At 62.9% G+C, this 25431-nt stretch carries 24 protein-coding genes; 17 read left to right on the forward strand and 7 right to left on the reverse strand.

The genetic code is table 11. The annotated features are described in order from the left end of the window. Positions 1-77: 77 nt before the first annotated feature. The 5 genes from LWH48_RS03960 to LWH48_RS03980 all read right to left on the reverse strand — a co-directional run bounded on the left by LWH48_RS03960 (position 78) and on the right by LWH48_RS03980 (position 8836). Positions 78-2177 carry a diguanylate cyclase domain-containing protein gene (locus LWH48_RS03960; protein ID WP_232911371.1) on the reverse strand — a complete coding sequence of 700 codons (2100 nt, stop codon included), beginning with the start codon at positions 2175-2177 and terminating at the stop codon, positions 78-80. A 98-nt stretch (positions 2178-2275) separates the two neighbouring features. After that, a complete protein-coding gene (locus tag LWH48_RS03965) occupies positions 2276-4075 on the reverse strand; it encodes a bifunctional diguanylate cyclase/phosphodiesterase (RefSeq protein ID WP_332875609.1) in 1800 nt (599 codons plus the stop codon). Beyond that, positions 4072-5748 carry a methyl-accepting chemotaxis protein gene (locus LWH48_RS03970; protein ID WP_232911373.1) on the reverse strand — a complete coding sequence of 559 codons (1677 nt, stop codon included), beginning with the start codon at positions 5746-5748 and terminating at the stop codon, positions 4072-4074. Before LWH48_RS03970 ends, LWH48_RS03965 begins: the two co-directional genes overlap by 4 nt. 68 nt (positions 5749-5816) lie before the next feature. Then, positions 5817-7535: a putative bifunctional diguanylate cyclase/phosphodiesterase gene (locus tag LWH48_RS03975; protein WP_232911375.1), complete on the reverse strand. Its 1719-nt coding sequence runs from the start codon at positions 7533-7535 to the stop codon at positions 5817-5819. Further along, a complete protein-coding gene (locus LWH48_RS03980) occupies positions 7520-8836 on the reverse strand; it encodes a sensor domain-containing diguanylate cyclase (protein ID WP_232911376.1) in 1317 nt (438 codons plus the stop codon). The genes LWH48_RS03975 and LWH48_RS03980 overlap by 16 nt, the downstream gene beginning before the upstream one ends. Before the next feature lie 313 nt (positions 8837-9149). Between LWH48_RS03980 and LWH48_RS03985 the strand changes: the two genes are divergently transcribed. The 4 genes from LWH48_RS03985 (at position 9150) to LWH48_RS04000 (ending at position 12289) form a co-directional block, all read left to right on the forward strand. Then, positions 9150-9629 (forward strand): hypothetical protein, encoded by a 480-nt coding sequence (locus LWH48_RS03985; protein WP_232911377.1) that lies wholly within the window; start codon positions 9150-9152, stop codon positions 9627-9629. Positions 9630-9836: 207 nt separating this feature from the next. Continuing rightward, entirely contained in the window at positions 9837-10616 is a 780-nt protein-coding gene (locus tag LWH48_RS03990) for a nitrate- and nitrite sensing domain-containing protein (RefSeq protein ID WP_232911378.1), read from the forward strand. 218 nt (positions 10617-10834) lie between these two features. Further along, positions 10835-11803 carry a methyl-accepting chemotaxis protein gene (locus LWH48_RS03995; protein WP_232911380.1) on the forward strand — a complete coding sequence of 323 codons (969 nt, stop codon included), beginning with the start codon at positions 10835-10837 and terminating at the stop codon, positions 11801-11803. Positions 11804-11920: 117 nt separating this feature from the next. After that, entirely contained in the window at positions 11921-12289 is a 369-nt protein-coding gene (locus tag LWH48_RS04000; RefSeq protein ID WP_232911381.1) for a flagellar protein FlaG, read from the forward strand. On the opposite strand, the gene fliE is transcribed toward LWH48_RS04000, so the two are convergent. After that, entirely contained in the window at positions 12290-12619 is a 330-nt protein-coding gene (gene fliE / locus LWH48_RS04005; RefSeq protein ID WP_232911383.1) for a flagellar hook-basal body complex protein FliE, read from the reverse strand. A gap of 265 nt (positions 12620-12884) precedes the next feature. Between fliE and fliF the strand changes: the two genes are divergently transcribed. The 13 genes from fliF to fliR all read left to right on the forward strand — a co-directional run bounded on the left by fliF (position 12885) and on the right by fliR (position 24092). Next, the gene (gene fliF, locus LWH48_RS04010) at positions 12885-14615 is read left to right on the forward strand and encodes a flagellar basal-body MS-ring/collar protein FliF (RefSeq protein WP_232911389.1); all 1731 of its coding nucleotides are present in this window, start codon (positions 12885-12887) and stop codon (positions 14613-14615) included. Continuing rightward, the gene (fliG, locus tag LWH48_RS04015; RefSeq protein WP_232911390.1) at positions 14608-15612 is read left to right on the forward strand and encodes a flagellar motor switch protein FliG; all 1005 of its coding nucleotides are present in this window, start codon (positions 14608-14610) and stop codon (positions 15610-15612) included. Before fliF ends, fliG begins: the two co-directional genes overlap by 8 nt. Further along, entirely contained in the window at positions 15605-16384 is a 780-nt protein-coding gene (gene fliH / locus LWH48_RS04020; protein WP_232911391.1) for a flagellar assembly protein FliH, read from the forward strand. Before fliG ends, fliH begins: the two co-directional genes overlap by 8 nt. Then, complete coding sequence (gene fliI / locus LWH48_RS04025) at positions 16381-17772, forward strand: flagellar protein export ATPase FliI (RefSeq protein WP_332875610.1); 1392 nt, start codon at positions 16381-16383, stop codon at positions 17770-17772. Before fliH ends, fliI begins: the two co-directional genes overlap by 4 nt. Beyond that, on the forward strand, positions 17769-18227 hold the full coding sequence (fliJ, locus tag LWH48_RS04030; RefSeq protein WP_232911396.1) for a flagellar export protein FliJ: 459 nt from the start codon (positions 17769-17771) through the stop codon (positions 18225-18227). The genes fliI and fliJ overlap by 4 nt, the downstream gene beginning before the upstream one ends. Before the next feature lie 19 nt (positions 18228-18246). After that, entirely contained in the window at positions 18247-19596 is a 1350-nt protein-coding gene (locus tag LWH48_RS04035; RefSeq protein ID WP_232911397.1) for a flagellar hook-length control protein FliK, read from the forward strand. A 118-nt stretch (positions 19597-19714) separates the two neighbouring features. Continuing rightward, the gene (gene fliL, locus LWH48_RS04040) at positions 19715-20185 is read left to right on the forward strand and encodes a flagellar basal body-associated protein FliL (protein WP_232911398.1); all 471 of its coding nucleotides are present in this window, start codon (positions 19715-19717) and stop codon (positions 20183-20185) included. 25 nt (positions 20186-20210) lie between these two features. Further along, positions 20211-21269 (forward strand): flagellar motor switch protein FliM, encoded by a 1059-nt coding sequence (gene fliM, locus LWH48_RS04045; RefSeq protein WP_232911400.1) that lies wholly within the window; start codon positions 20211-20213, stop codon positions 21267-21269. Further along, entirely contained in the window at positions 21262-21771 is a 510-nt protein-coding gene (fliN, locus tag LWH48_RS04050) for a flagellar motor switch protein FliN (protein ID WP_232911402.1), read from the forward strand. The genes fliM and fliN overlap by 8 nt, the downstream gene beginning before the upstream one ends. Beyond that, entirely contained in the window at positions 21768-22214 is a 447-nt protein-coding gene (gene fliO, locus LWH48_RS04055) for a flagellar biosynthetic protein FliO (protein WP_232911404.1), read from the forward strand. Before fliN ends, fliO begins: the two co-directional genes overlap by 4 nt. Positions 22215-22270: 56 nt before the next feature. Further along, on the forward strand, positions 22271-22969 hold the full coding sequence (gene fliP, locus LWH48_RS04060) for a flagellar type III secretion system pore protein FliP (RefSeq protein ID WP_269816088.1): 699 nt from the start codon (positions 22271-22273) through the stop codon (positions 22967-22969). A 51-nt stretch (positions 22970-23020) separates the two neighbouring features. Continuing rightward, on the forward strand, positions 23021-23290 hold the full coding sequence (gene fliQ, locus LWH48_RS04065) for a flagellar biosynthesis protein FliQ (protein ID WP_232911406.1): 270 nt from the start codon (positions 23021-23023) through the stop codon (positions 23288-23290). Between the two features lie 4 nt (positions 23291-23294). Continuing rightward, positions 23295-24092 (forward strand): flagellar biosynthetic protein FliR, encoded by a 798-nt coding sequence (fliR, locus tag LWH48_RS04070; RefSeq protein WP_232911408.1) that lies wholly within the window; start codon positions 23295-23297, stop codon positions 24090-24092. 115 nt (positions 24093-24207) lie between these two features. On the opposite strand, the gene flgL is transcribed toward fliR, so the two are convergent. After that, positions 24208-25425 (reverse strand): flagellar hook-associated protein FlgL, encoded by a 1218-nt coding sequence (gene flgL / locus LWH48_RS04075; protein ID WP_232911410.1) that lies wholly within the window; start codon positions 25423-25425, stop codon positions 24208-24210. Positions 25426-25431 lie beyond the last annotated feature (6 nt).

Below are 25431 nucleotides of genomic sequence, written 5' to 3' on the forward strand. Positions count from 1 at the left end.
TTGAATTACCTGAAAGGGGAGACCCGTTTCAAAGGCGGTATTCGGCGAAAGCAGAAGAAAGCCGCGCTGGATGAGACCTACCTCGCAGACATTCTCGCGGTGTAGGGTTTTTCATGCGTTTTCCCTGTCACCAGGTCAGCCTGCCAGAACTCCCGCGCCGAGAGATTGACCGCCACGCGCGGTGGAGAGAATCCGGCCTCCAGCCACTCACACAGCTGGCTTGCCACGAGATGCAACAGCCGCTCGCCAATGGGCAGGATCAGCCCCGAGCGTTCCGCCAGTGGGATGAACTCTCCCGGCGACACAGTGCCCAGCTCCGGGTGGTGCCAGCGCAACAGCGCCTCGGCCCCATGGACCTCGCCTGTATCACGATCGATCAGGGGCTGGAAATACACCTCCAGCCCCTCGCCGGTCTCGGCGGTGTCGCGCAGGGCAGTTTCCAGCCGCAGGCGGTCGGCGTCCTGCTGGTGCATCTCGGAGCGGAACAGGCGGTAGGTGTTGCGCCCCTCCTGCTTTGCCTGATACATCGCCGAATCGGCACAGCGCACCAGGCCTGCCGGGGTGGCTGAGTCATCCGGGTAAAGGCCGATGCCCAGGCTGCAGCCGACCCGGAATACCTGCCCCTCGATGTCAAACGGCGCACTGACGGAGTCGATCAGCCGGCGTGCCACCCGAGTCACCTCATCGAGCTCTTCGACCTCGTTTAGCAGCACGATGAACTCGTCACCGCTGAGCCGCGCCAGGGTATCGTCCTCGCGCAGGTGCGAGCGCAGGCGACGCGAGACATTGAGCAGTAGCTCGTCGCCGGCGGCGTGCCCCAGAGCGTCGTTGACCTGCTTGAAGTGATCGAGATCGAGAAAGATCACCGCCAGGCGCTTTGCCTGACGGTGGGCATGGCGGATTGCCAGTTCCAGACGGTCATCGAGCAGGCGTCGATTGGGTAGACCGGTAAGCGGGTCGTAGTAGGCCAGCCGCTTGACCCGCTCCTCGTTCTCGCGAATATGAGTGATGTCGTTGAACAGGGCGGCGTAGTTGGTGACTTCCCCCGCGTCCCCGTAGATGGCGGTGATGGTCAGTAACTCCAGATAGAGCTCGCCACTCTTGCGGCGGTTCCAGATCTCGCCCCGCCAGTAGCCATGCGCGCGCAGGATGCCCCACATCTCGCGATAGAAGGCGGCGTCCTGGCGCCCCGAGGAGAGCATGGCGGGCGTGCGCCCCACCGCCTCCTCCAGGGTGTAGCCGGTCATGTGGGTAAAGGCCGGGTTGACGAATTCGATGCACGCCTTGGCATCGGTGATGATGATGCCCTCGAGCGAGGAGTCGATCACTCGCTCGGCTAGCTGCAGGTTGTGCCGAGACTGGGCCAGAGCCTGGTCGCGCTGCTCAAGGGCGTGGCGCAGATCCTCGAAGTAGAGATGCTCGGCGCCAGCCAGCATGTCGCGGAAGCCCAGCAACCCCACGACTTCACCCTGCTGATCCAGCACGGCGAGATGACGTACACGATGGTCGATCAGCAGGTCGCGGGCATGGATCAGTGGATCGCTCTCGGCCACGGTCAACAATGGCCGGCTGGCCAGCTCACCGATCGGGGTGTCGCCCGGATGGCGCGCGACGAAGCGCACCATGTCGCGCTCGGTGAGGATGCCGAGCTCGCGCCCGCCACAGTCCACCACCGCGGCATCACAGCCGCCGCGCTTCATCTGGCGCACCGCCTGACCCAGGCTCAGGTCGCATGCCAGTATCAAGGGCCGAGTGCGCATCGCCCCGCTTACCTCGCGCAGGCGCAGGTAGGGCTCCAGCCCCTGGTTCAGGGCCACGTCCGTCTGGGTGATGATGCCCTGAGGCCGCCCCTGCTCATCCACGATAAGGAAGTGGCGCCGCTGCTCGCTGGCAAAGCGCAGCGCCGCTTCGCCAAGCGACGTCCCCAAGGGTAACGATGCCACGGGCTGACTCATCACCTCGCCGATCGGCACGCGCAGCGTCTTGGGATCATCGAAATCAACACTCAGGCAGTCATGCTCGGTCCAGATGCCGACCGCATGCCCCTCCTCCATCACCAACATGGCACTGCAGCGCCGCGCGGACATGCGCGCGGCGGCATCACAAAGGGGAGTGTCACGCCGGCATGTCAGTAGGCCGGTCTGCATGATGCGATCTACGGGCAGGTCTTGCGTCATGAGGGCTCATCAGGGCTGACTTGAGTTATATCAAGCTAATGTTCGTGATGAGCACTCTAACTGATCCTGACCCTCATGATCATGCCCAAGATGACGGTTCAATGACGTCGATCAACGAAAAGGGTACTTCCAATGTGTTTTTTGGCCTCCCCCTTGAGCTCGGCCAGCACGTTGGAGAGATCCAGGGCGCTCTGGGCCGTAACAGGGCTGACCGGGTGCAGCGCCATTGAGAGTGACATCAGCGGAAAATTGACCCGCTGCCCCTGTCGATTGCTGGCCTCGATGCCGCCGCGCAGGCGATCTTCCTCGCGATAGAAGGTCGGGACGAAGCGATCGAAGCGTTCGATCATCGCCTCACAGATCGGCCGGCAGCGCGCCAGATCTCCCTCCAGCACCAGCATGAAGTCGTCACCCCCCAGGTGGCCGACGAAGTCACCTTCTTGGGTGTGCTCGCTGAGCATTCGGGCCAGGGCCAGCAGCATCTGATCCCCCGCGACATAGCCATAGACGTCGTTGTAGGCCTTGAAGTTGTCAAGATCGCAGTAGACCGCGCAGAAGGTTTGGTGTTTCGCCAGTCGCTCGGCCAGGACCTGCTGGATCGCATGGTTGCCCGGGAGGCCGGTCAGCGGGTTGGCCTGGCGCGCTGTACGAATCTGCAGCGTGGTAATTTCGCGCAGAAGATCGACGATATGCCCGACACCGTGATAGCGCCCATCCCGGTCGACGATGATGAACTCTTCCACCAGGCTCTCTGGCGCTTCAGTCACCCGAGCGCTGAGCGCCTCAAGCGGCATTCGCTCGTCGACCACAACCATCTCGTCATCCATCACCTCATCGAGGGTACTGCGGGCATACAACGAGTGGCTGAATGGATTGGCGAAAAGGCTGAGCAAATCGGGCTGTCGAAGCACCCCCAGGGGGCGCTGATCGGCATCCAGCACGGCGATGCAGCGCAGCCCCGGGGCTTCCTTGAAACGGCGAAGTGCCTCAGGCACCCTGACATCTCGTGACAACGGAGCCACATGGCGGCTGAGCAGGCCCGCAGAGAGGCTCAGCGCTCCTGACGCCGGCCGGGCTGGTGGCTCCCCGGGACTGCCCGGCTGTGAGATATTCTGGAGGTCGAGACGACGCAGAGGGTCGTCGGCGGGGCGGGCGAAAAGATAGCCCTGCATCAGCTCGCAGCCCAGCTCCGCTAAACAGCGGTGCTCCCCCGACGTCTCGATGCCTTCGCTGATCACCCGACAACTCAGTCCCCTCGAGACCTCCAATAGAGAACTCAGGAACTGACGCTTGCTCGGGTCACGATCGACGTCCTGTACGAAGTGGCGATCGATCTTGACGAAGTCGGGTTGTAGCTCGGCCCAGTGGCGCAGCCCCGAATATCCTGCCCCCAGGTCGTCTATGGCGACCCGAAAACCCATGCCCCGATAGTGCGCCACGGCCTGGCGCATCAGGGCGTAGTCGTGGATCGGGGTGTGCTCGGTAAGCTCGATCACCACTCGACTGGCAGGCAAACCGGCATGCTCGAGGAGCTGTGCGGTGACCCCTTCACGGAAGTCCTCCTCGAGCAACGACAAGGGCGTCACATTCAGGAACAGGAAGCCCTCCAGGCCAAGCTGTGCGAAACGCTCGATGGCCAGACGCCGACACAGCAGGTCCAGTTCGACCAGGCATCCGGCACGGCCCGCGGTGTCGAACAGCGTAACGGGGGAGTGCAGCGGCGAGTCCGAAGGACCCCGTATCAGCGCCTCGTAGCCGAAGATATCAACCTGCGGACCCATCACGATCGGCTGGAACAGCGGTGTCAGACTGGCCGTCTCCAGCACTCTCACCAGCTCGTCGATCAAGGGATCATCGTGGCCCTGGCTGCCCATTTCAAATTGCCACATCGCTGTCATGCCGCCAGAGGCTCCGAGCGCGAATGCGACTCGCGCAAGTCTGGCGTTGCCTGGGAGGCCTCGACGCCGGAGAACATCGCCTCTTCGAAATCCTCACTCGGCATTTCGCCACTATCGGGTGCGAGCACAAAGCGTCCGGCAAAGGACTGCATACGTTCCGCCTCGGCCTCAAGGGTTGCCGCCGTATGCGAGGCCTGCTCCACCATGCTGGCGTTGCGCTGGGTGACATCTTCCATCTGACCCACGGCCTGGTTGATCTGCTCGAACCCTTGCTGCTGTTCATTGGCCGCCTGGGCGACCTCGCCGGTCAGCTGGCTGACGCCCTGGATCGCCTCGACGATGGCGGCCATGTCTGCCTGGGCCTTGTCGGAAAGTTGACCGCTCTCAGTCACGCTGCCCTGCACGGCTTCACTGAGCTGACGGATTTCACGGGCCGCCTCAGCCGAGCGGGATGCCAGTTCGCGCACCTCGCCGGCAACAACGGCAAAGCCACGTCCGGCCTCTCCTGCCCTGGCGGCTTCGACCGATGCGTTCAGCGCTAGGATATTGGTCTGGAAGGCGATGCCATCCATCAGCCCCAGAATCTCGTCGATGCGCTGGGCGCGGGTGCGCACCTCACCAAGCTTGTCGGTCAGCGCATGCACACCCTGACTACCATGGCGCGCCTTGTCGGCGGCGGCGCTGGCCAGGTTGTCGACCTGGCGCACGTTGTCGGTAGTGGTGCCCACGGTCGCCGTCAGCTCTTCCAGGCCCGATGCTGTCTGTGACAGGGAGGCCGCCTGCTGCTGGGTCCGCGTGGCCAGCTCCTGGCTGGAAAGTGCCATCTGGTGTGCCCCATCGGCAACGTGCGAGCTGCTCGAGCGAAGTCGTTCCACGGTAGTCGCCAGCGCCTGGCGCATGACATCAAGCTCGCGAAAGAGATGCCCGATCTCGTTGCGCGCCTTGAGCCCAACGGGCGAGGCGAGATCCCCCTCGGCCATGGCCTGGAAGTGGCGGGCCAGTTGCCGCAACGGCCGCAGCACGTTGACCTGCACGCCCCAGATCACCAGCAGCACGTTACCGATCGCCAGCACGAGACACACCACCAGTGCCCTCTGCAGCCACTCTGCAAGAGTCGTGAAGCTTTCGGCCTGGGTTTGTCCCTGGGCGGCACTCCGGGTGAAGAAAGTGTCGGCGGCCTGCATGAAGGCATCGCGGTAGTCGCTGACGCGGGACTGGCCGGAGCTGTAGCCGGTCACATCACCCTCTTCCAGCATCATTAGTTGCAGCGATAGCCCGGTATCCACAAGCGTACCGAAGTGTTGTGTCAGCAACTCGACCTGTTCAGCCTGGTCGTCCAGTGGTGCGATGCTCAGGAACGACTCAAAGGACGTCTGTGCCTCGACAAGATGTGACTCAGCCTTTTCGAGGACCGGACCTGGGCGATCAAAGGACGGTGTTCGCAGGAGCTGGGCGGCACGATCCATGCCTACCTGGGCTCGCAGGCTGGCAACATAGGCACGGTTGAGTGCCTGGGCCTGCTCTACCTGGAGGCGACGCAAGGAATCGAACGCCTGCTGCCCATGATGGTTGGCGAAGAGCCCCATGCCGCCGATGCCCAGAATCAATGCACCAAACGCCGCCAGCACCAGAAACCAGCTCAGTCGCACCGAGAGACGATCGAGAACCCGCATGACCCGTTACCCCAGCTTCAAGAATGGGGACAGCAACAGCGTGCTGCCTTTCATGAGCAAGTGTTATATCAGGCTTTTGTGACATTACTGCGACGAGAATTGCCGATCGTGTGCATGGCCAGTGCCGTCCATTCATGACGGTTGGGCCAATCGGCTAGCCAGTCGGGAATCGCCTCGGCAGGCATGGGGCGGGCGATCCCGTAGCCTTGCGCCTGGGCGCAGCCGAGTGCAAGCAGCGCACGAGCGTGATCGAGGCTTTCCACCCCCTCGGCAAGCATCGGACGCCGAAAACGGTTGGCCATGAAGATCACGCTCTCGACGATAGCCATGTCATCGGGATCGATTAGCATGTCGCGCACGAAGCTCTGGTCGATCTTGATCAGGTCGACCGGCAGCTGCCTGAGGTGGGTCAACGAGGAGTAGCCAGTGCCGAAGTCGTCGATGGCGAAGTCGATCCCCAGGTTCTGGCAATCACGCATGGTGGCAAGGGCCGCCTGCAGGTCGCCCATGGCGGCACTCTCGAGCACCTCGAGCTTGAGCCGTGTGGCAGGCACCTCGGGATAGCAAGCAAGCAGACCGGTGAGGCGCTGCACGAAATGTCCCGACAGCAGGTGAGCCGGGCTGATATTGACATGCACCGGCAGAGTAATCCCTGCGCGCTGCCAGCGCTCCAGCTGCTTTAGCGCGGCTTCCAGCACCCACTCGCCGAGCAATGCGTCGAGGCTCGCCCCCTCCACCAGCGGCAGGAAATGGCCAGGAGCAAGCAACCCCTGCTCGGGGTGCTGCCAGCGAACCAATGCCTCGAGACCGATCACTCGGCCATCGAACATGTCGACCTGTGGCTGGTAATGCAGGCAGAGCTCGTCATTCTCGATGGCCTGGCGGAAGCGCCGCCGCTGCACCTCCCGCGCCTGCAGTTCGCGGTCGAAGCGCGGATCAAATACATGGAAGGTATTACGTCCACGCTGCTTGGCGCGGTGCATGGCCTGGGTGGCATGGCGGAGCAGTACGTCACCATCGGCATCGTCCTGGGGATAGAAGGTCACACCCAGGCTGACCGTGACCTGCAGCGCTTCGCCGCGCAGGTGGAAGGGGGCCGCGACCGCCTCGAGCAGACGGGAGAGCACCGCCTCGTCGGCGCCCTGCTGCAGGATCAGGGCGAACTCGTCCCCGGCGATGCGGGCCAGGATATCATCGCCATGGACCAGGTGGCTGATGCGCTGGGCCAGCAGCGCGATCAGGCTATCTCCCATGGTCTGGCCGTGACGGTCGTTGATTGCCTTGAAATGGTCGACATCGAGCACGCAGAGCGCCACCCGGGCGCCGCGCCGCTTGGCATGTTCCAGCGACTCGTTGAGCAACTGGCTAAGCAAGTCGCGGTTGGGCAGTCCGGTCAAGGCATCAAAATAGACCTCACGCCCGGTCTTGCGACCAGAAGCGGCCAGCGCCGCCAGGTCGGAGAGCACGACCAGATGATGGCTCGGTTGACCATGATCGTCGCGCAGGCGCGACACCGAGAGGATCGCGGGAGCGTTACGCCCCATGCGGTTGCGGTAGGTGAACTCTGCCTTGACATGGTCCCGGGCATTCAGCATTTCCCAGGGATCCGTGATCAGGTGGCTCTTGTCGAGCAGCTCACGTACGCATCGTCCCTGGAGGCGGTACGGCTCGACGCCGGAGAGCTCGGCAAAGGCGGCATTGGCCGCCACGACCTTGAGGTCGGCATCGGCTACCACCATCGCTTCGCCCGCCTGGTGAAAGGCAGTGCTAATCAGACTGGCTGGCATTCGCTATCCACCACGATACGGTTGCGTCCCGCCTCCTTGGCGCGATAGAGGGCATCATCGGCCCTCGCCAGCAGAGAGTCGGTATCATCCCCCGGTCGGTACTGGGTAATGCCGGTACTGATCGTCACTGCAAGACCGTTGAGGCGCGCTCCCTCGATCTGGTGACGCAGACGCTCGGCGAAGACGGCCGCTCCTTTGAGTCGAGTATCTGGCAACAGGATGGTGAATTCCTCTCCGCCCCAGCGACAGAGAATATCGGTCGCTCGAAGCGTATCGGCCACCCGCTCGGCAAGACGCTTGAGGATGGCATCGCCGACATCGTGGCCATGACGGTCGTTGACCTGCTTGAAGTGGTCGATATCGAACAGCAAGAGTGTAAAGGGCTCGTTGTCCAGCTCCGCCTGCTGGATGGAGTGGCGCAAGGTGGCATCGAAGGCTCGCCGGTTATAGGCACCGGTGAGGTGGTCCCGCGTCGCCTGGCGTTCCAGCTCATCCTCCATGCGCTTGCGCTCAGCAATGTTATGGAAGACGGCGACGAAGTTGCGAATCCCGCCCTTGTCATCGGGCACCGCGGTAATGGACTGCCACAGCGGATAGACCTCGCCGAACTTGTTGCGATTCCAGATCTCGCCCTGCCAGTGCCCACTCTGGAGCAGCGAGTCCCACAGCCGCTGATAGAACTCTGGTCCGTGCCGGCCCGACTTGAAGATCCGCGGCGTCTTGCCCAGCACTTCCTCCTCGCGATAGCCGGTGATGTCGGTGAAGGCCTGGTTGGCACGCTCAATGCGCATCTCGGCATCAGTAATCATGGTCGCCTGGCCAGTCTCGAAAGCGGTGGCCAACAACTTGAGCTCCCGCTCTTGGCGGCGGCGCTCGGTGATGTCCTCCTTCACCGCCACGAAGTTGACCACCTCCCCCAGGTCGTCGCGCACCGGGGTGATCACCTCGGCCTCCCAGTAGCGTTCACCGTTCTTGCGTCGGTTGAGTAGTTCGCCTCGCCAGATCTTGCCGGCATAGAGCGTTTGCCACAGATCGCGATAGACCTCGGGAGCGGTCTCGCCGGACTGGATGACAGCCGGAGTCTTGCCCAGCAGTTCCTCGCGGGCATAGCCAGTCACATCCAGGAAACGCTGGTTCACATGCTCGATTCGACCCTTCACATCGGTAATCGCGATCGCCACCGGGCTCTGCTCCACGGCAATGGAGAGCTGGTAGAAGCGCTGACGCAGTGAGGTGATATCGGTGCAATGGCAGGCCGTGCCGATCGATACCGCTTTATCCACTGAAGATACGAAACTCACACTTGCTCTCCTGTCCGCGACAGGCTCCCCGTTACCCACGACGCCGCGGTCGGCTCTCGAGTCGGCATGGTTCCCTCCCTTGTTATTGATGTTCAGGACCTCGATCGCGGACAGGATAACCTACTGCGGCGAAGGGCCGCGCCGCTACTGCACTTTCACAACATTGTCTTGACTTATATCAGGAAAATGAGATTGCTTCGATGCCCCTTTTGGCGTGGCCGTGAGGGCCGGCCTGAAGTTTGTCTTCTATCGGCCGATAAGCCTGGAGACAAGGGCGAGCCTGCAGTCACCATCTGGAACAGGAGAGTTGTCGATGTCCGTCATGGAGCGCTTTCATCCAGTACCCAGCACAGAGATCCAACACATCCTTGAGCAGGCACTGAAACGACTGACCATCCGCGATGCGTCCCTGCTGGTGGATGAGGCCAATGAACGCACCCTGGCGTGCCGACTCGCCATCTACCTTCAAAGTGCCCTGCCTCAGTGGGACGTCGACTGCGAATACAACTGCTGGCAAACCCCGATTCAGCGAAAGGGGCATATGGTGATCCCTACCACCAGCGATGCGACGGTCGCCCGCACGATCTACCCCGACATCCTGATTCATCATCGCGACAGCAGCGAGCCGCTGGCCGTGATCGAGCTTGGTAAGAGCAGCTACCCGCAGAGTCGACATCAGGACTTGCGCAAACTGCGTGGCTGCCACGAGCGCTTGGGCTGTCACTACGCCATCTGGCTGGAGCTGGGGGTTGGCGAGGCCTGCGGTGATTACCGCATCGAAGTCCTGCAGTGAGCCCCTTTCTAACGATTCCTTTGACGTAGATCACAACCGTAAGCGCCTCTTCCTCGATCGACTAAAGGCGTAGCCTGCTCAGCCGATAGCTGGGGCAGGCAGGCAGCACGCGACCCCAGAGACAGACTCCAACAACCGCCCCCTCCCCTGCCCCGAACATCCAAAAGCACTATCAGTCGGCCCCGCGCAGGGTCAGGAGATACCGGCATGACAAAGCTGTTGAATCGAATCCCCATGGGCTGGAAGTTCGTCCTCGCCCTTGCCTTACCGTTGCTGGCAATGACGTGGTTCGCTGTCAACGGCATCCTCGAGCGCCAACACATGGCCACCAATATGGCGGAGCTGGAGCAGCTCACCCGGCTCTCTCAGGGCGCTGGTAACCTGGTTCACCAGCTGCAGCGTGAGCGCGGCATCTCCTCTGGCTACATCGGCAGCAACGGCGAGACGTTCGGCAGTCGCCTGAACAGTCAGCGCCCGGCCACTGACCAGGCGCTTTCGGCCTTTCAGGCTACCCTGTCCGAGCTCGACCTCGCCGCGCTCAGCCCGGATCTGGCAGCCATGGCCGGTGACGTCGAAAGCCACCTGGCCGAGACCCGCGCGCTGCGGCGGCGCATCGAGGCACTGGAAGTCGAGGCCCAGGAAGCGGTAGACCACTTCACCGGCTTCAACGAGACCCTGATCGGCATGGTCGGGGAGATGGCACACCTCACCGATGACGCCGAGATCTCGCGCCGCCTCGGTGCCTACTACACTCTGCTCAAGGCCAAGGACCTCGCCGGCATCGAACGCGCGGTACTGGCCAATGCCTTTAGCACCAATCTCATGCGCACCCCCATGCACCAGCGCCTGCTGGCAATGCAGGGGCAGGAGGGCGCGCACTTCGAGACCTTCGACACCCTCGCCAACGCCAAGATGTCCGACAGCCTGAATGCCATCCTGGAGGGCGACATCGTGCAGCGGGTCACCCCCTGCGGGAGAAGGCCCTGACCCTAGGCGTCGCCGGCGGCTACAACGTCGACCCGCAGCAGTGGTTCGACTGGCAGAGCGCCAAGATCGACGCGCTCAAGGGACTCGAGGACGACGTCTCGGCCGACATCCTCGCCTCGGCAAGCGACCTTCGCCGCTCCGCCAACCAGGCCCTGACTGCCTACCTGGTCGTCGCCGGCCTGGCGGCCATTTTCGCAATCACCCTGGCACTGCTTACCGTGCGCAGCCTGCTTGGACCGCTCTATCGCAACCTCAAGGATATCCAGACGCGTGGCGGCGACCTGACCCGGCGACTCGAGGTTCCGGGCAGCGACGAGCTCTCACGCCTGTATGCCGCCTTCAACGACGCCTCCGAGGAGACCGAGACGTTGGTCGGCAACATTCAACGCAACGCCCTCTCCGTGGAGGTTGCCAGCGGCGAGATCGCCCAGGGCAACCAGGACCTGGCCCAGCGCACCGAGGAGCAGTCTGCCTCGTTGGTGGAAACTGCCTCAAGCATGGAACAGATCACCGCCACGGTGCGCAACACCGCTGACAACGCCCGACAAGCCGAGGAGATGACCGAGGAGATGAGCGGTCAGGCCAGCGAGGCCAGCCTGGTTGCCGGCCGCGCCAGCGAGGCGATGCAGCAGATCCACGCCTCCAACCAGGAGGTGACCTCCATCGTCGAGGCGATCGACAACATCGCCTTCCAGACCAACCTGCTGGCCCTGAACGCCTCGGTGGAGGCAGCCCGTGCCGGCGAGCACGGTCGCGGCTTCGCGGTGGTGGCCCAGGAGGTGCGCAAGCTGGCGAGTCGCAGCGCCGAGGAAGCCGAGCAGATCCGCCGCCTGATCGCCAACAACGTGGCGCGCATCAATGAAGGCGAGGCTCTGGTACAGAACACCAGCACCACCCTCGAGGCGATCACCCGCAAGGTGGGCCAGGTCGCCGACCTGGTGCGCGACATGTCTGCCGCTACCGGCGAGCAGTCCGCCGGCATCGAACAGATCAACCAGGCGGTGACACAGCTGGAGGAGGTCACCCAGCAAAATGCGGCCCTGGTGGAGCAGGTGGCGGCGGCAAGCCGCTCGCTGGACGATCAGGCCGGCGACATGGCCAAGCTGGTCGGCCGCTTCACAGTCTCGGGGGGCAGCGAGATGGCCTGGCAGGCACCAAGCCAGCAGCAGCACGCTGAGACGGCCTAAGCCGAAGGCTGCCGTTGTGGGCTCAAGTCTCCGCGGCGGCGGCCGATGATGTAGACGTAAACTTCGTGTGAACCGCGCCGATCAGGCGTGACAAGAAAAGAAGAAAGGAGAGCCACGATGACGTCACCCCTTACCGATGCCACCGCCTCCGCACCCTTCGGGGGCGTCCACGAACTGCCACCACGTCAGCGTCTCGACAACGTGTTGGCTCAGCTACCCAATCCCGGCGGCGTCATCGCCCAAGGAAGTGCCGGCGGGGACGCTATCAGCCAGGACTCACTGGTTGCACCGGTCGCTCGCATCAATGAGACCATGCGCGCCTACGGGCTAGAGTTCGAACTGTCGGAGGACGCCGGACGGCCGATCACCCGAATCGTGGATCGCGACAGCGGCGAGGTGATACGCCAGATTCCTGCCGAGGAGGTGCTGCGAGTGGCAGAACGGCTGAAGGAGCTTACCGGGCGACTGATCCACCAGCAGGCGTGATCACACCTGCATGTTCATGATGTCCTTGTAGGCGGTGACCAGCCGGTTGCGCACCTGGGTGCCCATCTCGCTGGCGATGCTGGCCTTCTGCATGTCGAGCATCACGTCATTAAGCTCAACTCCTGGCTCGCCTGCCTGAAACGCAGCGGCCGTATCCGCGGACTTGAGCTTCAGATCATTGATGCGATGGATGGCGTCCTGCAGCTCACCGGCGAACCCGCCACTGCCGACACGGGTATCGACCTGCTGGCCGCTGACAGCCTGACCCGAGGCCTGAGATGCCAGCGACTGCATCTGGGAAAGGGCCGATTCGATTGCGGGCGCGCTCATTACCACCACCTCACTCATGGGTTCGGAAAGTTACTCGCAAGGCTACCAGCCCAGCCATCTCGACCAAACGGGCAAATGCCCGGCAAAAGAAGGGCTATTCGCTCCTTTAGGGTGGCGCCAAGGCCGGATAATGGCGTTCATCACAGTACCGCTCCGTGCCTGCGGGCGGCTCAATGCGATGAACGGACGCAGCAGATGCCCTCTTTACCCCATTACCGGGTCGTGATGCGCGCCACATCTGGTGCCAAACCGACCGGAGGCGTTCATGAGTAACGGCGCCTCGGCCACAGAAAGTCAGTACCGCCAGGATGCGGGCGGCCTGTCGCGCGTGCTCGACCGGCTGCGGGGCAACCCCATGGTGGCACTACTGATCGCAGGCGCAGCCACGGTGGCCATTGTCGTGGCCCTGTTGATGTGGGCGAGCAGCCCTGACTATCGCGTGCTCTACAGCAATCTCAGCGAAGCTGACGGCGGTCGCATCATCAGTGAGCTGGACAGTCGCGGCGTCCCCTACCGCTTCAGCCAAGGTGGGCAAGCCCTGTTGGTGCCGGACAACCAGGTCCACTCATTGCGCCTGCAGCTTGCCGAGCAAGGCCTTCCCCAGGGCGGCAATGTGGGCCTCGAGCTGATGCAGGATCAGGCATTCGGTATCAGCCAGTTTGCCGAGCAGATCAACTACCAGCGCGGCCTCGAGGGCGAGCTGGCACGCTCCATGGAGTCTCTTGGCCCGGTGGAACGCGCACGCGTACACCTGGCGCTGGCCAAGGACTCGGTTTTCGTGCGTGACCGCGAACCGGCCAAGGCTTCGGTGGTACTCACCCTGCAGCCGGGCCGTACCATCGGCGAAGGACAGGTCAACTCCATCGTACACATGGTCTCCAGCAGCGTACCCGATCTGGCAGCAGACGCCGTCACGGTCGTGGACCAGAACGGCAAGCTGCTGACAAGCAGCGACAGTAACGGACTCGGTCTCGACGGCACACAGCTGGAGTACATCGCCGAAGTCGAGCGCTCCTATCAGAGGCGCATCGAGTCGATCCTGGCACCCATTCTGGGCATGCGTAATGTCAAGGCGCAGGTCACCGCCGATATCGACTTTTCCCAGCGCGAGGAGACGGCCGAGAGGTACGGCCCTAACCAGGACCCCAATGAAGCAGCAGTGCGTAGCCACCAGTCGCGCCTGACCTGGCGCGGCGACGAGGAGCTAGCCGGCGGGATTCCCGGCGCCCTCTCCAACACCCCTCCCGGCATCGCCGCCTCACCAGTGGAAGCTCCCGCCGAGGAAGGTGAGGATGATGACGGCGCGGACGATGCTGAGAACGGCAATGCGGATAACGATGCCAGCCTTGATCGTGATCATGTCGTTAACTATGAGGTCGATCGCACCGTCTCCCATGTCCAGTACCGTCGCGGCGAGGTTGAACGACTGAGCGCCGCCGTGGTGATCAACTTCCGCGAAACCATCGGTGAAAATGGTGCCACCGAGACAGTGCCGCTCAGTGAGGAGGAGCTGACCCAACTGGAGCGCCTGGTGCGTCAAGCCATGGGGTTTTCAGAGGCGCGCGGTGACGAAATCGCGCTGGTCAACAGCCCCTTCGCCGTGGATGAGCGCGAGGCAGAGCCGCTGGAGTGGTGGCAACGCTCGGATATCCAGCAACTGGCCTTTACCCTCGGGCGCTACCTACTCATTGGCCTGGCGGTTCTGCTGCTCTACCTGCTGATCCTGCGGCCCTTCATCAAGCGCGCAACGGCAACACCGCCCCCGGCACCGCAACAGCCGCCGGCAGCTACGGTCACCGCACGCGTCGGTGATGATGACGAACGTGATGACGAACGCGGCCAGGAGGAAGACGACGCCTCCACCTATGACAAGCCGCGCCGACGCCGCAAGGCCTCGGCTTACGAACAGAACCTCAACGACCTACGTGAGATGGCCGAGGAGGATCCCCGCATGGTGGCCATGATTGTACGCGGCTGGATGAACCGGAATGAGTAAGCTCCAGGAAATGGGCGGCGTTCGCCGCAGTGCCATCCTGCTACTGGCGCTGGACGAGGACAGCGCGGCGGAGGTCTTCAAGTTCCTCTCGCCGCAGGAAATCCAGCAGATCAGCATGGAGATGGCCAGCCTCGAACAGGTCTCCCACGATGAGATGCGCAAGGTGCTGCAGGCTTTCAGCGATGAGACAGAGGAGTTCATCGCCCTGAACCTCAACTCCAGCGACCATATCCGCTCGGTGCTCACCAAGGCACTGGGTACGGACCGGGCCAGCAGCCTGATCGAGGACGTGCTCGAGACGCGAGGCAGCGGCTCTGGCATCGATGCGCTCAACCTGATGGAGCCGTCGATGGTAGCCGAGCTGATCCGCGACGAGCACCCACAGATCATCGCCACGGTGCTGATCCATCTGGAACGCCACCAGGCAGCCGACGTGATGGCGTTGCTCGACGAGAAGCTGCGCAACGACGTGGTGTTGCGGATCGCCACCTTCAGCGGCGTGCAGCCGGCGGCCCTTCAGGAGCTGACCGAGGTGCTGACCAACATGCTCGACGGCCAGAACCTCAAGCGCAGCAAGATGGGTGGTGCCCGCACTGCAGCCGAGATTCTCAACCTGATGAACACCAGTCAGGAAGAGGCGGCGATCGAGACGGTACGCTCCCACAGCGAGGATCTTGCCCAGAAGATCATCGACGAAATGTTCCTGTTCGAGAACCTCATCGATCTCGACGACCGCAGCATCCAGATCATCCTCAAGGAAATCGATACCAACTCCCTGGTGGTGGCACTCAAGGGGGCACCCGAGGTGCTCATGGACAAGTTCATGCGCAACATGTCCCAGCGTGCGGCCGACCTTATGCGCGAGGATATGGACGCACGTGGTCCGATCCGGGTATCCCAGGTGGAAGCCGAACAGAAAACGATTCTGCAGGTGGTCCGGCGCCTGGCCGATGCCGGCGAAATCGTGCTGAGCGGTGGAGACGAGACCTATGTCTGACACCTCCCGCTTCGACCCGGGCGGCCAGCAAGGTTCCTGGCAGCGCTGGGAAATGGGCGAGCTGCGCAGCCCGCGCAAAGCTGCGCGCCATGCCGAAGCGGCCAGTGCCGATCCCGGCATCGAGGCGCAACGTCTCGAGCAGTCGCGTCGCCAGGCGGAGCTCCAGGCGCTGCGCGAACGCGCCATGCAGGAGGGGCGCCAGGCCGGCTACCAGGAGGGCCTAGAGCAGGGGCACGCCGAAGGACTGGAGAAAGGCCTTGCGGAAGGCCGACGCCAGGCCCAGGAGGAGCTGGAGGCTCGCAAACGCGAGCTACTCGCTCCTCTGGGCGAACTGGCACAGCAGTTCTCCGAAGCACTCGACTCTCTGGATGACGCCATCGCCGAAGACATGGTTGATCTGGCACTGGAAACGGGTCGACAACTCGCCGGGGAAGCGCTGAAAACCCGGCCGCGCCAGGTGCTGGAACTGGTGCGCACTCTGCTCCATACCGAACCGCCACTGGTGGGCCAGCAGCGGCTATGGCTGCACCCGCTGGACCACAAGCTGGTCGACAAGCACCTCGGCGAGGAGCTCGCCGCCGCGGGCTGGACGCTGCAGCCCGATGACCAGCTCAGCCGCGGGGGCTGCCGGGTGACCAGCGCCAGCGGTGAGCTCGACGCCACCTGGGAAACACGCTGGCAGGCGGTCAAGGCCCAGGTACGCCGCCGCCAACCCGTACGGGAGCCTGGCAGCCAGCCATCTTCTTCTGACCGGGAGGAGAGCCAGCAGTGAACGAAGGCCTCGCCACCAACCCACATCAGGCACGCTGGCAGCAAGCACTGCGCGGCGTGCGTCGGCGTGTGGCGCCGCTGCCCCCCTGCCGCCCCAGCGGCCGGGTGGTACGCGCGACCGGGCTGGTGATCGAGGTGGTGGGGTTGCAGGTGGCGCTGGGCAACGCCTGTCGCATCGAGCTTCCTTCACTGCCCAGCGAGCCTGCCCGCTTCGCCGAGGCCGAAGTTGTCGGCTTCGCCGGCGACCGGCTCTATCTCATGCCGCTGGAGGAGATCAGCGGCCTCTCCCCAGGCGCTCGGGTGCTGCCGCTGGTGGAAGGTAGCCAGAACGCGGCACGCCGGTTTCCGATTGGCGAGAGCCTGCTCGGGCGTGTCGTGGATGGCAATGGCAATCCGCTGGATGACCTCGGCCCGCTACAGGAGGCACGCCGTGCGCCGCTTGCCACACCACCGCTGAACCCCCTCTCCCGCGCTCCCATCAGCGAGCAGATTGACGTTGGGATCCGCGCCATCAACGCCCTGCTCAGCGTCGGCCGCGGCCAGCGCATGGGGCTGTTTGCCGGCTCCGGTGTCGGTAAATCGGTGCTGCTGGGGATGATGGCACGCTACACCCGAGCGGATGTCATCGTGGTTGGGCTGATCGGCGAACGCGGCCGGGAGGTCCAGGACTTCATCGACAACATCCTCGGTGAAGAGGGCCTGGCTCGCTCGGTGGTGGTCGCCGCCCCCGCCGACACTTCGCCATTGCAGCGCCTGCAGGGGGCGGCCTATGCCACCCGGTTGGCCGAAGGGTTCCGTGACCAGGGCAAGAACGTGCTGCTGATCATGGACTCTCTGACCCGCTTCGCCATGGCCCAGCGGGAGATTGCCCTGGCCATCGGCGAACCACCCGCCACCAAGGGGTACCCACCCTCGGTGTTCGCCAAACTGCCGAGCCTGGTGGAGCGAGCCGGAAACGCCGCGCCGGGTGGAGGCTCGATTACCGCCTTCTATACGGTGCTAACCGAAGGTGATGATCAGCAGGACCCCATCGCCGACTCGGCCCGGGCCATCCTCGATGGCCATATCGTGCTTTCACGCACGCTCGCCGAGGCGGGACACTACCCGGCCATCGACATCGAAGCCTCCATCAGCCGCGCCATGACCGCTATCACCGAGGGCTCACAGCAGCGGCTGGCCCAGCGCTTCAAAGGCATGTTCTCGCGCTATCAGCGCAACCGTGACCTGATCAGTGTCGGGGCCTACCACCCCGGCAATGACCCTAAACTTGATGAAGCCGTACGCCGCTTTCCCCAGCTCGAAGCCTTCCTCCAGCAAGGCATCGATGAGATTGCGAGCGTAGACGCATCCCGACAAGCGCTTTCCAGTACGCTCGGAGGTCAGGCATGAGTCAGTCCAATAAGCCGCTCGATACCTTGATCGACCTGGCTCGAGACTCTCGCGACCAGGCCGGCCAGGCACTCGCCGGCGAACAACGCAACGCTCAGCAGGTCGCCGAACAGCTGGCGGCGCTGAGCGGCTACCGGCAGGAGTATGCCGACAAGCTCAATGCTGCCATGCGCGACGGGATTGATCCCGCCACCATGCGCAACTACCAACAGTTCCTCTCCTCGCTCGACGAGGCTCTTGAGCGCGCCCGCCGAGCCGTGGCAGCACAGGAGCAGCGAGTGCACCGTACTCGACAGCAGTGGCAGCAGGAACAGCGCAAACTGAACTCTTATGACACCCTGGCTGAGCGCCGTGCCAAAGAGCAACAGCGCAAGGAGCAGCGGCGTGAACAGAATATCAGCGACGACCTGGTGAACAGTCGCCTGGCCCGCCGTCCCACACGGGGCGAGCGTTGAGCCATCGAGGAGAACTCCAATGGATATCCAGCAGCTCATGACAATCGCCGCCACCCCGGCCAAGGCATCCGCCGGGCGAGTCGGCGAGTCCAGCAACCCAGGCGGCTTCGCCAATGAGCTTGCCCAGGCGTCGATGGGTGGCAAGACCAAGGCGCCCTTCGCCCAGGCATCGACCGGCCCATCCGAGGCCCTGCCTGCGCTTGATGAGGCAGGGCTAGAGGCCCTGCGCCGGGCCTTCGGCAGCGGCGACATGAGCGTACTACGCGATTGGCTGGGAGAAGCCGGTATGGCACAGGCGCAGACCGAAGAGCTGCTCGCCGGGGTGAAGGCCCTGATGCAACAACTGGAGACCAATGAAACGACCGTGTTGCCCATCCAGCTCGAACTGGCAGGCCACGACGACGCCCGGCAGCCAACCCAGGACGCAGCGGGCGAGATAGACGAGTGGGCTGCGCTGCGCGAACGCCTGTCCCTGATCGACCAGGCGGGTCGGACCGCTGAGAGGGAGCGTGGCGAGCAAGCCGCTCCGGCCTTCACCGCCCTGATGCCCCAGCTGGCACAGGATGACGGGGCCCGGGAGCTCGACGTCCTGCGTCGCGGACAGAGCGGCAGTGGCCAACCCCATTCTGAAGCGCCCTCGCGTACCAGCCTGCAGGGCGCAATCCTGGAGGCCATGCAGCGCGGCAGCCAGGCCCAGGCCCAGGCCGATGCTTCCTCTCCTGCTCGTGCGACGAGCGCCGACGCCCTGGCCGCCGCCTTCGGCCGTCAGGCTGAGGCAGCACCCAGCGTAATGGGGAACGCCCAGACCGATGCACAACGCGGAGGCCTACTGGAGGGGCTGTCGACTCTGACTGGTAATGCCGCTGCGGGAGCCCAGCCGGCCAACGCCTCGGCACAGAGCACCGCCCAGGCGACCACCGCCAGCTTGAGCGCCCCGGTAAATAGTCCAGCCTGGCCTCAGCAACTGGGCCAGCAACTGGTGCGCATGAGCCAGAGCGGCGGAGAACAGCGCGTCGAGCTTCAGCTTCACCCTGCCGAGCTTGGTCCGCTGTCGGTAAGCCTCAAGTTCGGCGACCACGGGGCGCAGGCACAGTTCCTCTCTGCCCATGCCCAGGTCCGCCAGGTTCTCGAGCAGGCCCTGCCCCAGCTGCGTGAGGCACTGGCCGAGCAAGGCATCGAGCTGGGGGAGGCCACGGTGGGCGAACAGCGCACTGGTGATGGCAAGGGGGACGAATCCGGCGAGGGTAGTCAGCCGATGATGGCAGGCGAAGCCTTGGGCGAAGGCGTCGACTCTGACCTGGAGGGTGTGCCCGAGGTAGCGTCTGGACGCGAGATCAGCCTCGACGGTCGGGTCGATCTCTACGCCTGAACCCCAGGCGTTCAAACTATGAAGATGCGCCCGCAAGACGGGCCTGTTCGATTCATCATCATGACCTGATCGGCCGCATACTCTGGCCCAGGCATGACACGACACGATAGGTAAGCGAATGGCGAAATCTGCCGGCGGATCCCGCAAGCTGATGTGGGTGATGATTCTGCTGCTGACGCTCTCTTCCTCGGCGGCGGCAGTGGCCCTGTTCATGGTGTTCGACCAGCGCGACGCTTCAGCAGAGGAGACCTCGGCCAGCGTCGAACGCCGTGCGCCGATCTTCCTCTCCATCGAGCCCTTCACCGTCAATGTCGCGGATGACGACTACGGCACGCGGTTGCTCTATACCGGTATCACGCTGAAGCTCGGCGACGAAGAGTCCCGCGAACTGCTCGAGGAGTATATGCCGCAGGTACGCAGCCGGCTGCTGACGCTGTTCTCAGGGCAGCAGGCCAGTGCGCTGACCTCTTCCGAGGACAAGCAGCGGCTGGCTAAGGACATCATCGACGAGCTGGAGACGCCACTGGAAACCAACCAGGCGCCTCTGGCCATCGAAGACGTACTGTTCACCGAGTTCATCGTTCAGTAGTCGGGCAGGAGACCCCCGAGACGCCATGTCCCAAGACGACCTGCTATCACAGGAAGAAATTGACGCCCTGCTCAAGGGCGTCAGTGGCGATGACGAGCCCGAAGCCAAAAACGATGGTTCCTCTCGAATCCGTCCGTATGATCCGGCCTCGCAGCACCGGATCATCCGCGAGCGTCTGCATGCTCTGGATATCATCAATGAGCGCTTTGCCCGCCACTTTCGCATGGCATTGTTCAACCTGATCCGGCGAAGCGCCGACATCACCGTGGACTCGGTGCGCTATCAGAGCTACAGCGAGTTCTCACGCAATGTCCCGGTGCCGACCAATATCAACCTTATTGCCATGAAGCCGCTGCGCGGCTCGGCGCTGATCGTCTTCCCACCCAGCTTGGTATTCATGGTGGTAGACAACCTGTTCGGGGGCGATGGTCGCTTCGTCACCAAGTCAGAAGGGCGCGAGTTCACCAATACCGAGCAGCGCATCATCCAGCGCCTGCTTCAGCTAGCCATCGATGCCTATAGCGAATCCTGGAAGTCGGTCTACCCACTGGAGATCTCGTATCTGCGCAGCGAGATGCAGTCGAAGTTCGCCAACATCACCAACTCGCCCAATGAGATCGTGGTCAACACCAGCTTCAACCTTGAGGTGGGCAACCTGGCGAGCAACTTCCAGATTTGCATGCCCTACTCGATGATCGAGCCACTGCGTGACCTGTTGACCAACCCGCTGAGCGATGGCAATCACAGCCAGGATGGCGCCTGGACACGTCGCATCGCCGGGGAGATCCGTCACTCAGAGGTGGAGCTGGTAGCCAAGTTTGCCGAAATCCCGAGCCGCATCTCCCACGTCATGTCGATGAAGGCAGGAGACGTGCTGCCGTTGGAGCTGCCTGACAAGGTCACCGCCAGCGTTGACGGTGTGCCAGTGATGGAGTGCGAATACGGCAGTCAGCATGAGCAGCGGGCACTGCGCGTGCTGCGGGTGTTTGACCATGCCGGCGACCATGCCCCTGCCGATACTTTCATCAAGGGATCCTCACCGCGGGGCGCCGCACAGAAAGCTAAGGAATCGAACCATGACTGATCCCAACAAGCCCGATCAGAACATCAGCGAAGATGACTGGGCAGCCGCCATGTCAGAGCAGGAGAGCGACTCTCAGGCTGGTGCGGATGATGACCCTTGGGCCGAAGCCCTGGCAGAACAGCAGGCAGTTGAAGCAGCAGAACAGGAGTCCAAGGCCCCGGACGATCCGGAGCCCGAAGCCCGCTCTGCCAGTGGCAGCGTGTTTCGCCCGCTGGAGCAGACCCAAGAAACAACCGAAGCCCGCGACCTCGAGATGATCATGGACATCCCGGTGAAACTCACCGTGGAGCTGGGCCGAACCAAGCTGACTATCAAGCAGCTGCTGGAACTAGCCCAAGGCTCGGTGATTGAGCTCGATGGCCTGGCCGGTGAGCCCATGGACATCCTGATCAACGGCTACCTGATCGCCCAGGGTGAAGTGGTCGTGGTCGAGGACAAGTACGGCATCCGTATTACCGAGATTATCACCCCCTCCGAGCGAGTGCAGAAGCTGAACAGATGAGTGAGAACAGCGGCGAACAGGCACAGGCCGGCATCGAGGCCGCGGCCGCAGGCGGCGAATCTCTGCTCGGGCTGGCCATGCTGGGCAAGACGGCCGCCGCACTGGGCCTGATCCTGGCCATCCTGTTCCTCGCGGCAGCGGCTCTGCGCCGTTGGGGCCCCTATCAGCGTCGCCGTGGCGGCCAGCTCAAGGTCATCGACAGCACCATGGTCGGCCCCAAGGAGCGAATATCCATCGTCCAGATCAAGGACACCTGGCTGGTACTCGGCATCGGTAACGGTCGTGTTGACATGCTGCACAGCATGCCCGCCGAACCAGACACTGCCACTGGTGCACCCGATACACAGTCCCCTCCCCTATTCGAGGCTGGAGACAGTTTCGGCACGCGGTTCGCCAAGGCACTGAAGCGCAATGCAGGAATGGATGGCAGGAGAGGCTCGTGATCACGCGTGACCCCGTGAAATTGCTTGCCTTGCTACTGCTTGCCGCCGGCCTGCTGATGCCAAGCCTGGCCATGGCCCAGGAAATCCCCGGTATTGTCAGCCAGCCCACGGAAGACGGTGGGCAGCGCTGGTCGCTATCCCTGCAAACGTTGCTGCTGCTCAGCTCGCTGGCCTTCTTGCCGGCAGTACTGCTGATGATGACCAGCTTTACCCGCATCATTATCGTACTGAGCCTGCTGCGCACCGCCATGGGTACCCAGGCCACCCCCCCAAACCAGATCCTGCTCGGTCTGGCGCTGTTCCTCACCTTCTTCATCATGGCGCCGGTATTCGACCAGGTCTACGAGCTGGCCTGGGTGCCGCTAAGCAATGACGAGATTGGATTCAGCAGGTTCCTGGAGCTGGCTCAGGGGCCATTCAGAGAGTTCATGCTGGCCCAGACTCGTGAGCCCGACCTGGCAATGTTTGCTCGCCTGGCTGACGTCGGTGAGCTGCAGGGGCCCGAGGATGTACCGCTGCGTATCCTGGTGCCCTCCTTCGTTACCAGCGAATTGAAGACGGCCTTCCAGATCGGTTTCACCATCTTCATACCGTTTCTCATCATCGACCTGGTAGTGGCCAGCACGCTGATGTCGCTGGGCATGATGATGGTGCCACCCATTACCATCTCGCTGCCCTTCAAGTTGATGCTGTTCGTGTTGGTAGATGGCTGGCAGCTGATCCTCGGCTCACTGGCCGAGAGCTTCTACTTCTAGCCATCATCACGTCTTAGCATTGCACACTCACCATCGCTCAGGGAGCCGCTTGTGACACCGGAAATGGTGATGAACCTTGCCTATCAGGGGATGCGCGTCACGCTGCTGCTGGCGGCACCCCTGCTACTGGCGGCACTGGCCACCGGCCTGCTGGTGAGCCTGTTCCAGGCCGCGACCCAAATCAACGAGATGACGCTGTCGTTCATTCCCAAGATCCTGGCGGTATTCGCGGTCCTGGTACTGGCGGGCCCCTGGCTGCTCAAGTTGATCACCACCTTCACGCGGGAGCTGTTCACTAATATCCCCGCGATGTTGATGTAGCCCCATGGTGGAGGTGACCTTCGCGCAGCTGCATGGCTGGCTGGTGGCCTTCTTCTGGCCCTTCGCGCGGATCACGGCACTGATGCTGAGCGCCCCGCTCTGGGGGCACTCCAGCGTACCACGCCAGGCCAAGATCGCCGCCGCCGGCGCGGTTGCTGTGGTGATCTCTCCCGTGCTCCCCCCCATGCCGGATATTCCGCTGTATTCCTGGGCAGGCCTGGGCATTCTGGTCGAACAGATGTTGATCGGCGCCGCCATCGGGCTCACGGTGCGCATCATCGTCTCGGTGGTACAGGCGTCAGGGGAGTTTATCGGCCTGCAAATGGGTCTGGCCTTTGCCACCTTTTTCGACCCCTCTAGCGGCACTAACATGATGGTGCTGTCACGAATACTCTACATGATCACCCTGCTGATGTTTCTGGCCTTCAATGCCCACCTGATGGTGCTGGAAATCCTGGTGATGAGCTTCGAGACGCTGCCAATCGGTATTGGGCGCTTCAATCCCGATGCCTTTATCATGCTGGCCCGCTACGGTGGCACCATCTTCTCCGTCGGCATGCTCATGGCATTGCCCCTGGTCGCCTCGCTTTTGATCATCAATCTGGCGCTGGGCATCCTCAACCGTTCTGCTCCCCAGCTGACGGTATTCAACATCGGCTTTCCCGCCTCGCTCACCGTGGGCCTGGTGTTGCTGATGGTACTGATGATCGACCTGGGCAGCTTCCTGGAGCGCCACTTCGCAAACGGTCTTAGATTCCTTCAGGGACTATTGGAGACGATGGCGCCACTCCCTTTGCCATAAGCCAGGGACAAAAAAACCGTTCCGACCAGGGCAGGTAGCGGAACGGCAAAACGGCCATGTCGGAGACAGGAGACAGACATGGCCGGCAGGGAACGGATGAAAGCGGGAACAGGCCTCAGAGATAATTGAACAGCGACATGCCCTTCATATCGGCGAAGGCCTTCTGGGAGGCCTGCAGGCCCACTTGGCGCAGGATGTAGTCGCCGATCGCCTCGGCGTAGTCCAGGTCAACCAGGTCAGAGAGGGTTTGCTCGTAGTTGAGCATGCGGTTGCCGCCCACGCTGTCGACCACGTCCAGCTCGTTGAGGCGCGCGCCGACGGACGCCCGCTTGGTCAGCACGTTATCGAGGCTATTGTCGAACTCGCGCATCACGGTATTCAGGGTGTTACGCAGGGCAGCCTTGTCCGAGTCGTTCTCGGTGGGATTCTCAAGCACCGCCAGCGCTTTCTCGAAGCTTCTGAACAGGTTGGTGTTCATTTCATCGGCGGGGGAGAACTCGATGGTATCGCCGTTCACTGCCTCGCCCTTGAGTTCCATGCGGAGGCCGCCGATTTCGACCACACCCGACTGATCATCATAGTCTGCCGTTGCCTGCACATCCCAGTCTTCGGTAGCCGGGTTAAACCGCTGCACTTGATACTGGGATTCGCTAGTGAATTCGATACGGAACGACTCACCGTAGTCAGCATTATCGTTATCAATCACCTGAGGTCCGGAGAAGGTAATGTTGCCACCGTTTCCAGAATCCGCCTCGGCCACATAGCCGGCACCGCTGGGCACGCTGTTGAAAATGGACTCTCCATTCTCGCTGACCTTCATCAGACGAGACGCATCGATACGCTGCTCTCGGGTATTGGCATCACCTTCGTACTGAATGCCATTGTCTGAGCGAACAAAAGGCTCGGAGCTGTCCTGGTAACCACCGAAGAGGTGCCGGCCGTTGCCGTCGGTGGCATTGGCCTGGCCGATCACTGTCTCATAGATGCCGCGCAGCTCGCTGGCCACGGACTCACGGTCGGCATCGCTCAGCGTATCGCTCGACGCTTGCACCATCAGCGTCTTGGCGCTGGTGATAGCGTCGCTGACGCTGTTGAGCACGCTCTCGGTCTGAGCAAGGGAGTTTCGCGCGCTCACGCGGGAGTCGGCAAACTGCTGGGTCACCGCGCGGGCCTGGTCGACGCCCACCGCCCGCGAGGCGGCCTGGGGATCGTCGGAGGGATTGACCACCCTTCGACCGCTGGCAATCTGCTGGCTGACCTTGAGAAAGTCGTTCTGCTGACGGTTCATGGACGAGATGCTCTGCTCGTACATGGTGACGCTGCTGACTCGCATCGTTTG

It is taken from the genome of Halomonas sp. G15 (assembly GCF_021282295.1).
Taxonomy (GTDB): Bacteria; Pseudomonadota; Gammaproteobacteria; order Pseudomonadales; family Halomonadaceae; genus Halomonas; species Halomonas alimentaria.

Coding starts and splice junctions, on each gene's coding strand:
- LWH48_RS03960 (WP_232911371.1), bottom strand. CDS start 2,177: ATGACGCAAGACCTGCCCGTAGATCGCATCATGCAGACCGGCCTACTG.
- LWH48_RS03990 (WP_232911378.1), top strand. CDS start 9,837: ATGACAAAGCTGTTGAATCGAATCCCCATGGGCTGGAAGTTCGTCCTC.
- fliP (WP_269816088.1), top strand. CDS start 22,271: ATGCCAAGCCTGGCCATGGCCCAGGAAATCCCCGGTATTGTCAGCCAG.
- fliG (WP_232911390.1), top strand. CDS start 14,608: ATGAGTAAGCTCCAGGAAATGGGCGGCGTTCGCCGCAGTGCCATCCTG.
- fliM (WP_232911400.1), top strand. CDS start 20,211: ATGTCCCAAGACGACCTGCTATCACAGGAAGAAATTGACGCCCTGCTC.
- LWH48_RS03985 (WP_232911377.1), top strand. CDS start 9,150: ATGTCCGTCATGGAGCGCTTTCATCCAGTACCCAGCACAGAGATCCAA.
- fliO (WP_232911404.1), top strand. CDS start 21,768: ATGAGTGAGAACAGCGGCGAACAGGCACAGGCCGGCATCGAGGCCGCG.
- fliE (WP_232911383.1), bottom strand. CDS start 12,619: ATGAGCGCGCCCGCAATCGAATCGGCCCTTTCCCAGATGCAGTCGCTG.
- LWH48_RS04035 (WP_232911397.1), top strand. CDS start 18,247: ATGGATATCCAGCAGCTCATGACAATCGCCGCCACCCCGGCCAAGGCA.
- fliF (WP_232911389.1), top strand. CDS start 12,885: ATGAGTAACGGCGCCTCGGCCACAGAAAGTCAGTACCGCCAGGATGCG.
- LWH48_RS03965 (WP_332875609.1), bottom strand. CDS start 4,075: ATGACAGCGATGTGGCAATTTGAAATGGGCAGCCAGGGCCACGATGAT.
- fliL (WP_232911398.1), top strand. CDS start 19,715: ATGGCGAAATCTGCCGGCGGATCCCGCAAGCTGATGTGGGTGATGATT.
- fliR (WP_232911408.1), top strand. CDS start 23,295: ATGGTGGAGGTGACCTTCGCGCAGCTGCATGGCTGGCTGGTGGCCTTC.
- fliH (WP_232911391.1), top strand. CDS start 15,605: ATGTCTGACACCTCCCGCTTCGACCCGGGCGGCCAGCAAGGTTCCTGG.
- flgL (WP_232911410.1), bottom strand. CDS start 25,425: ATGCGAGTCAGCAGCGTCACCATGTACGAGCAGAGCATCTCGTCCATG.
- fliJ (WP_232911396.1), top strand. CDS start 17,769: ATGAGTCAGTCCAATAAGCCGCTCGATACCTTGATCGACCTGGCTCGA.
- fliN (WP_232911402.1), top strand. CDS start 21,262: ATGACTGATCCCAACAAGCCCGATCAGAACATCAGCGAAGATGACTGG.
- LWH48_RS03975 (WP_232911375.1), bottom strand. CDS start 7,535: ATGCCAGCCAGTCTGATTAGCACTGCCTTTCACCAGGCGGGCGAAGCG.
- LWH48_RS04000 (WP_232911381.1), top strand. CDS start 11,921: ATGACGTCACCCCTTACCGATGCCACCGCCTCCGCACCCTTCGGGGGC.
- LWH48_RS03970 (WP_232911373.1), bottom strand. CDS start 5,748: ATGCGGGTTCTCGATCGTCTCTCGGTGCGACTGAGCTGGTTTCTGGTG.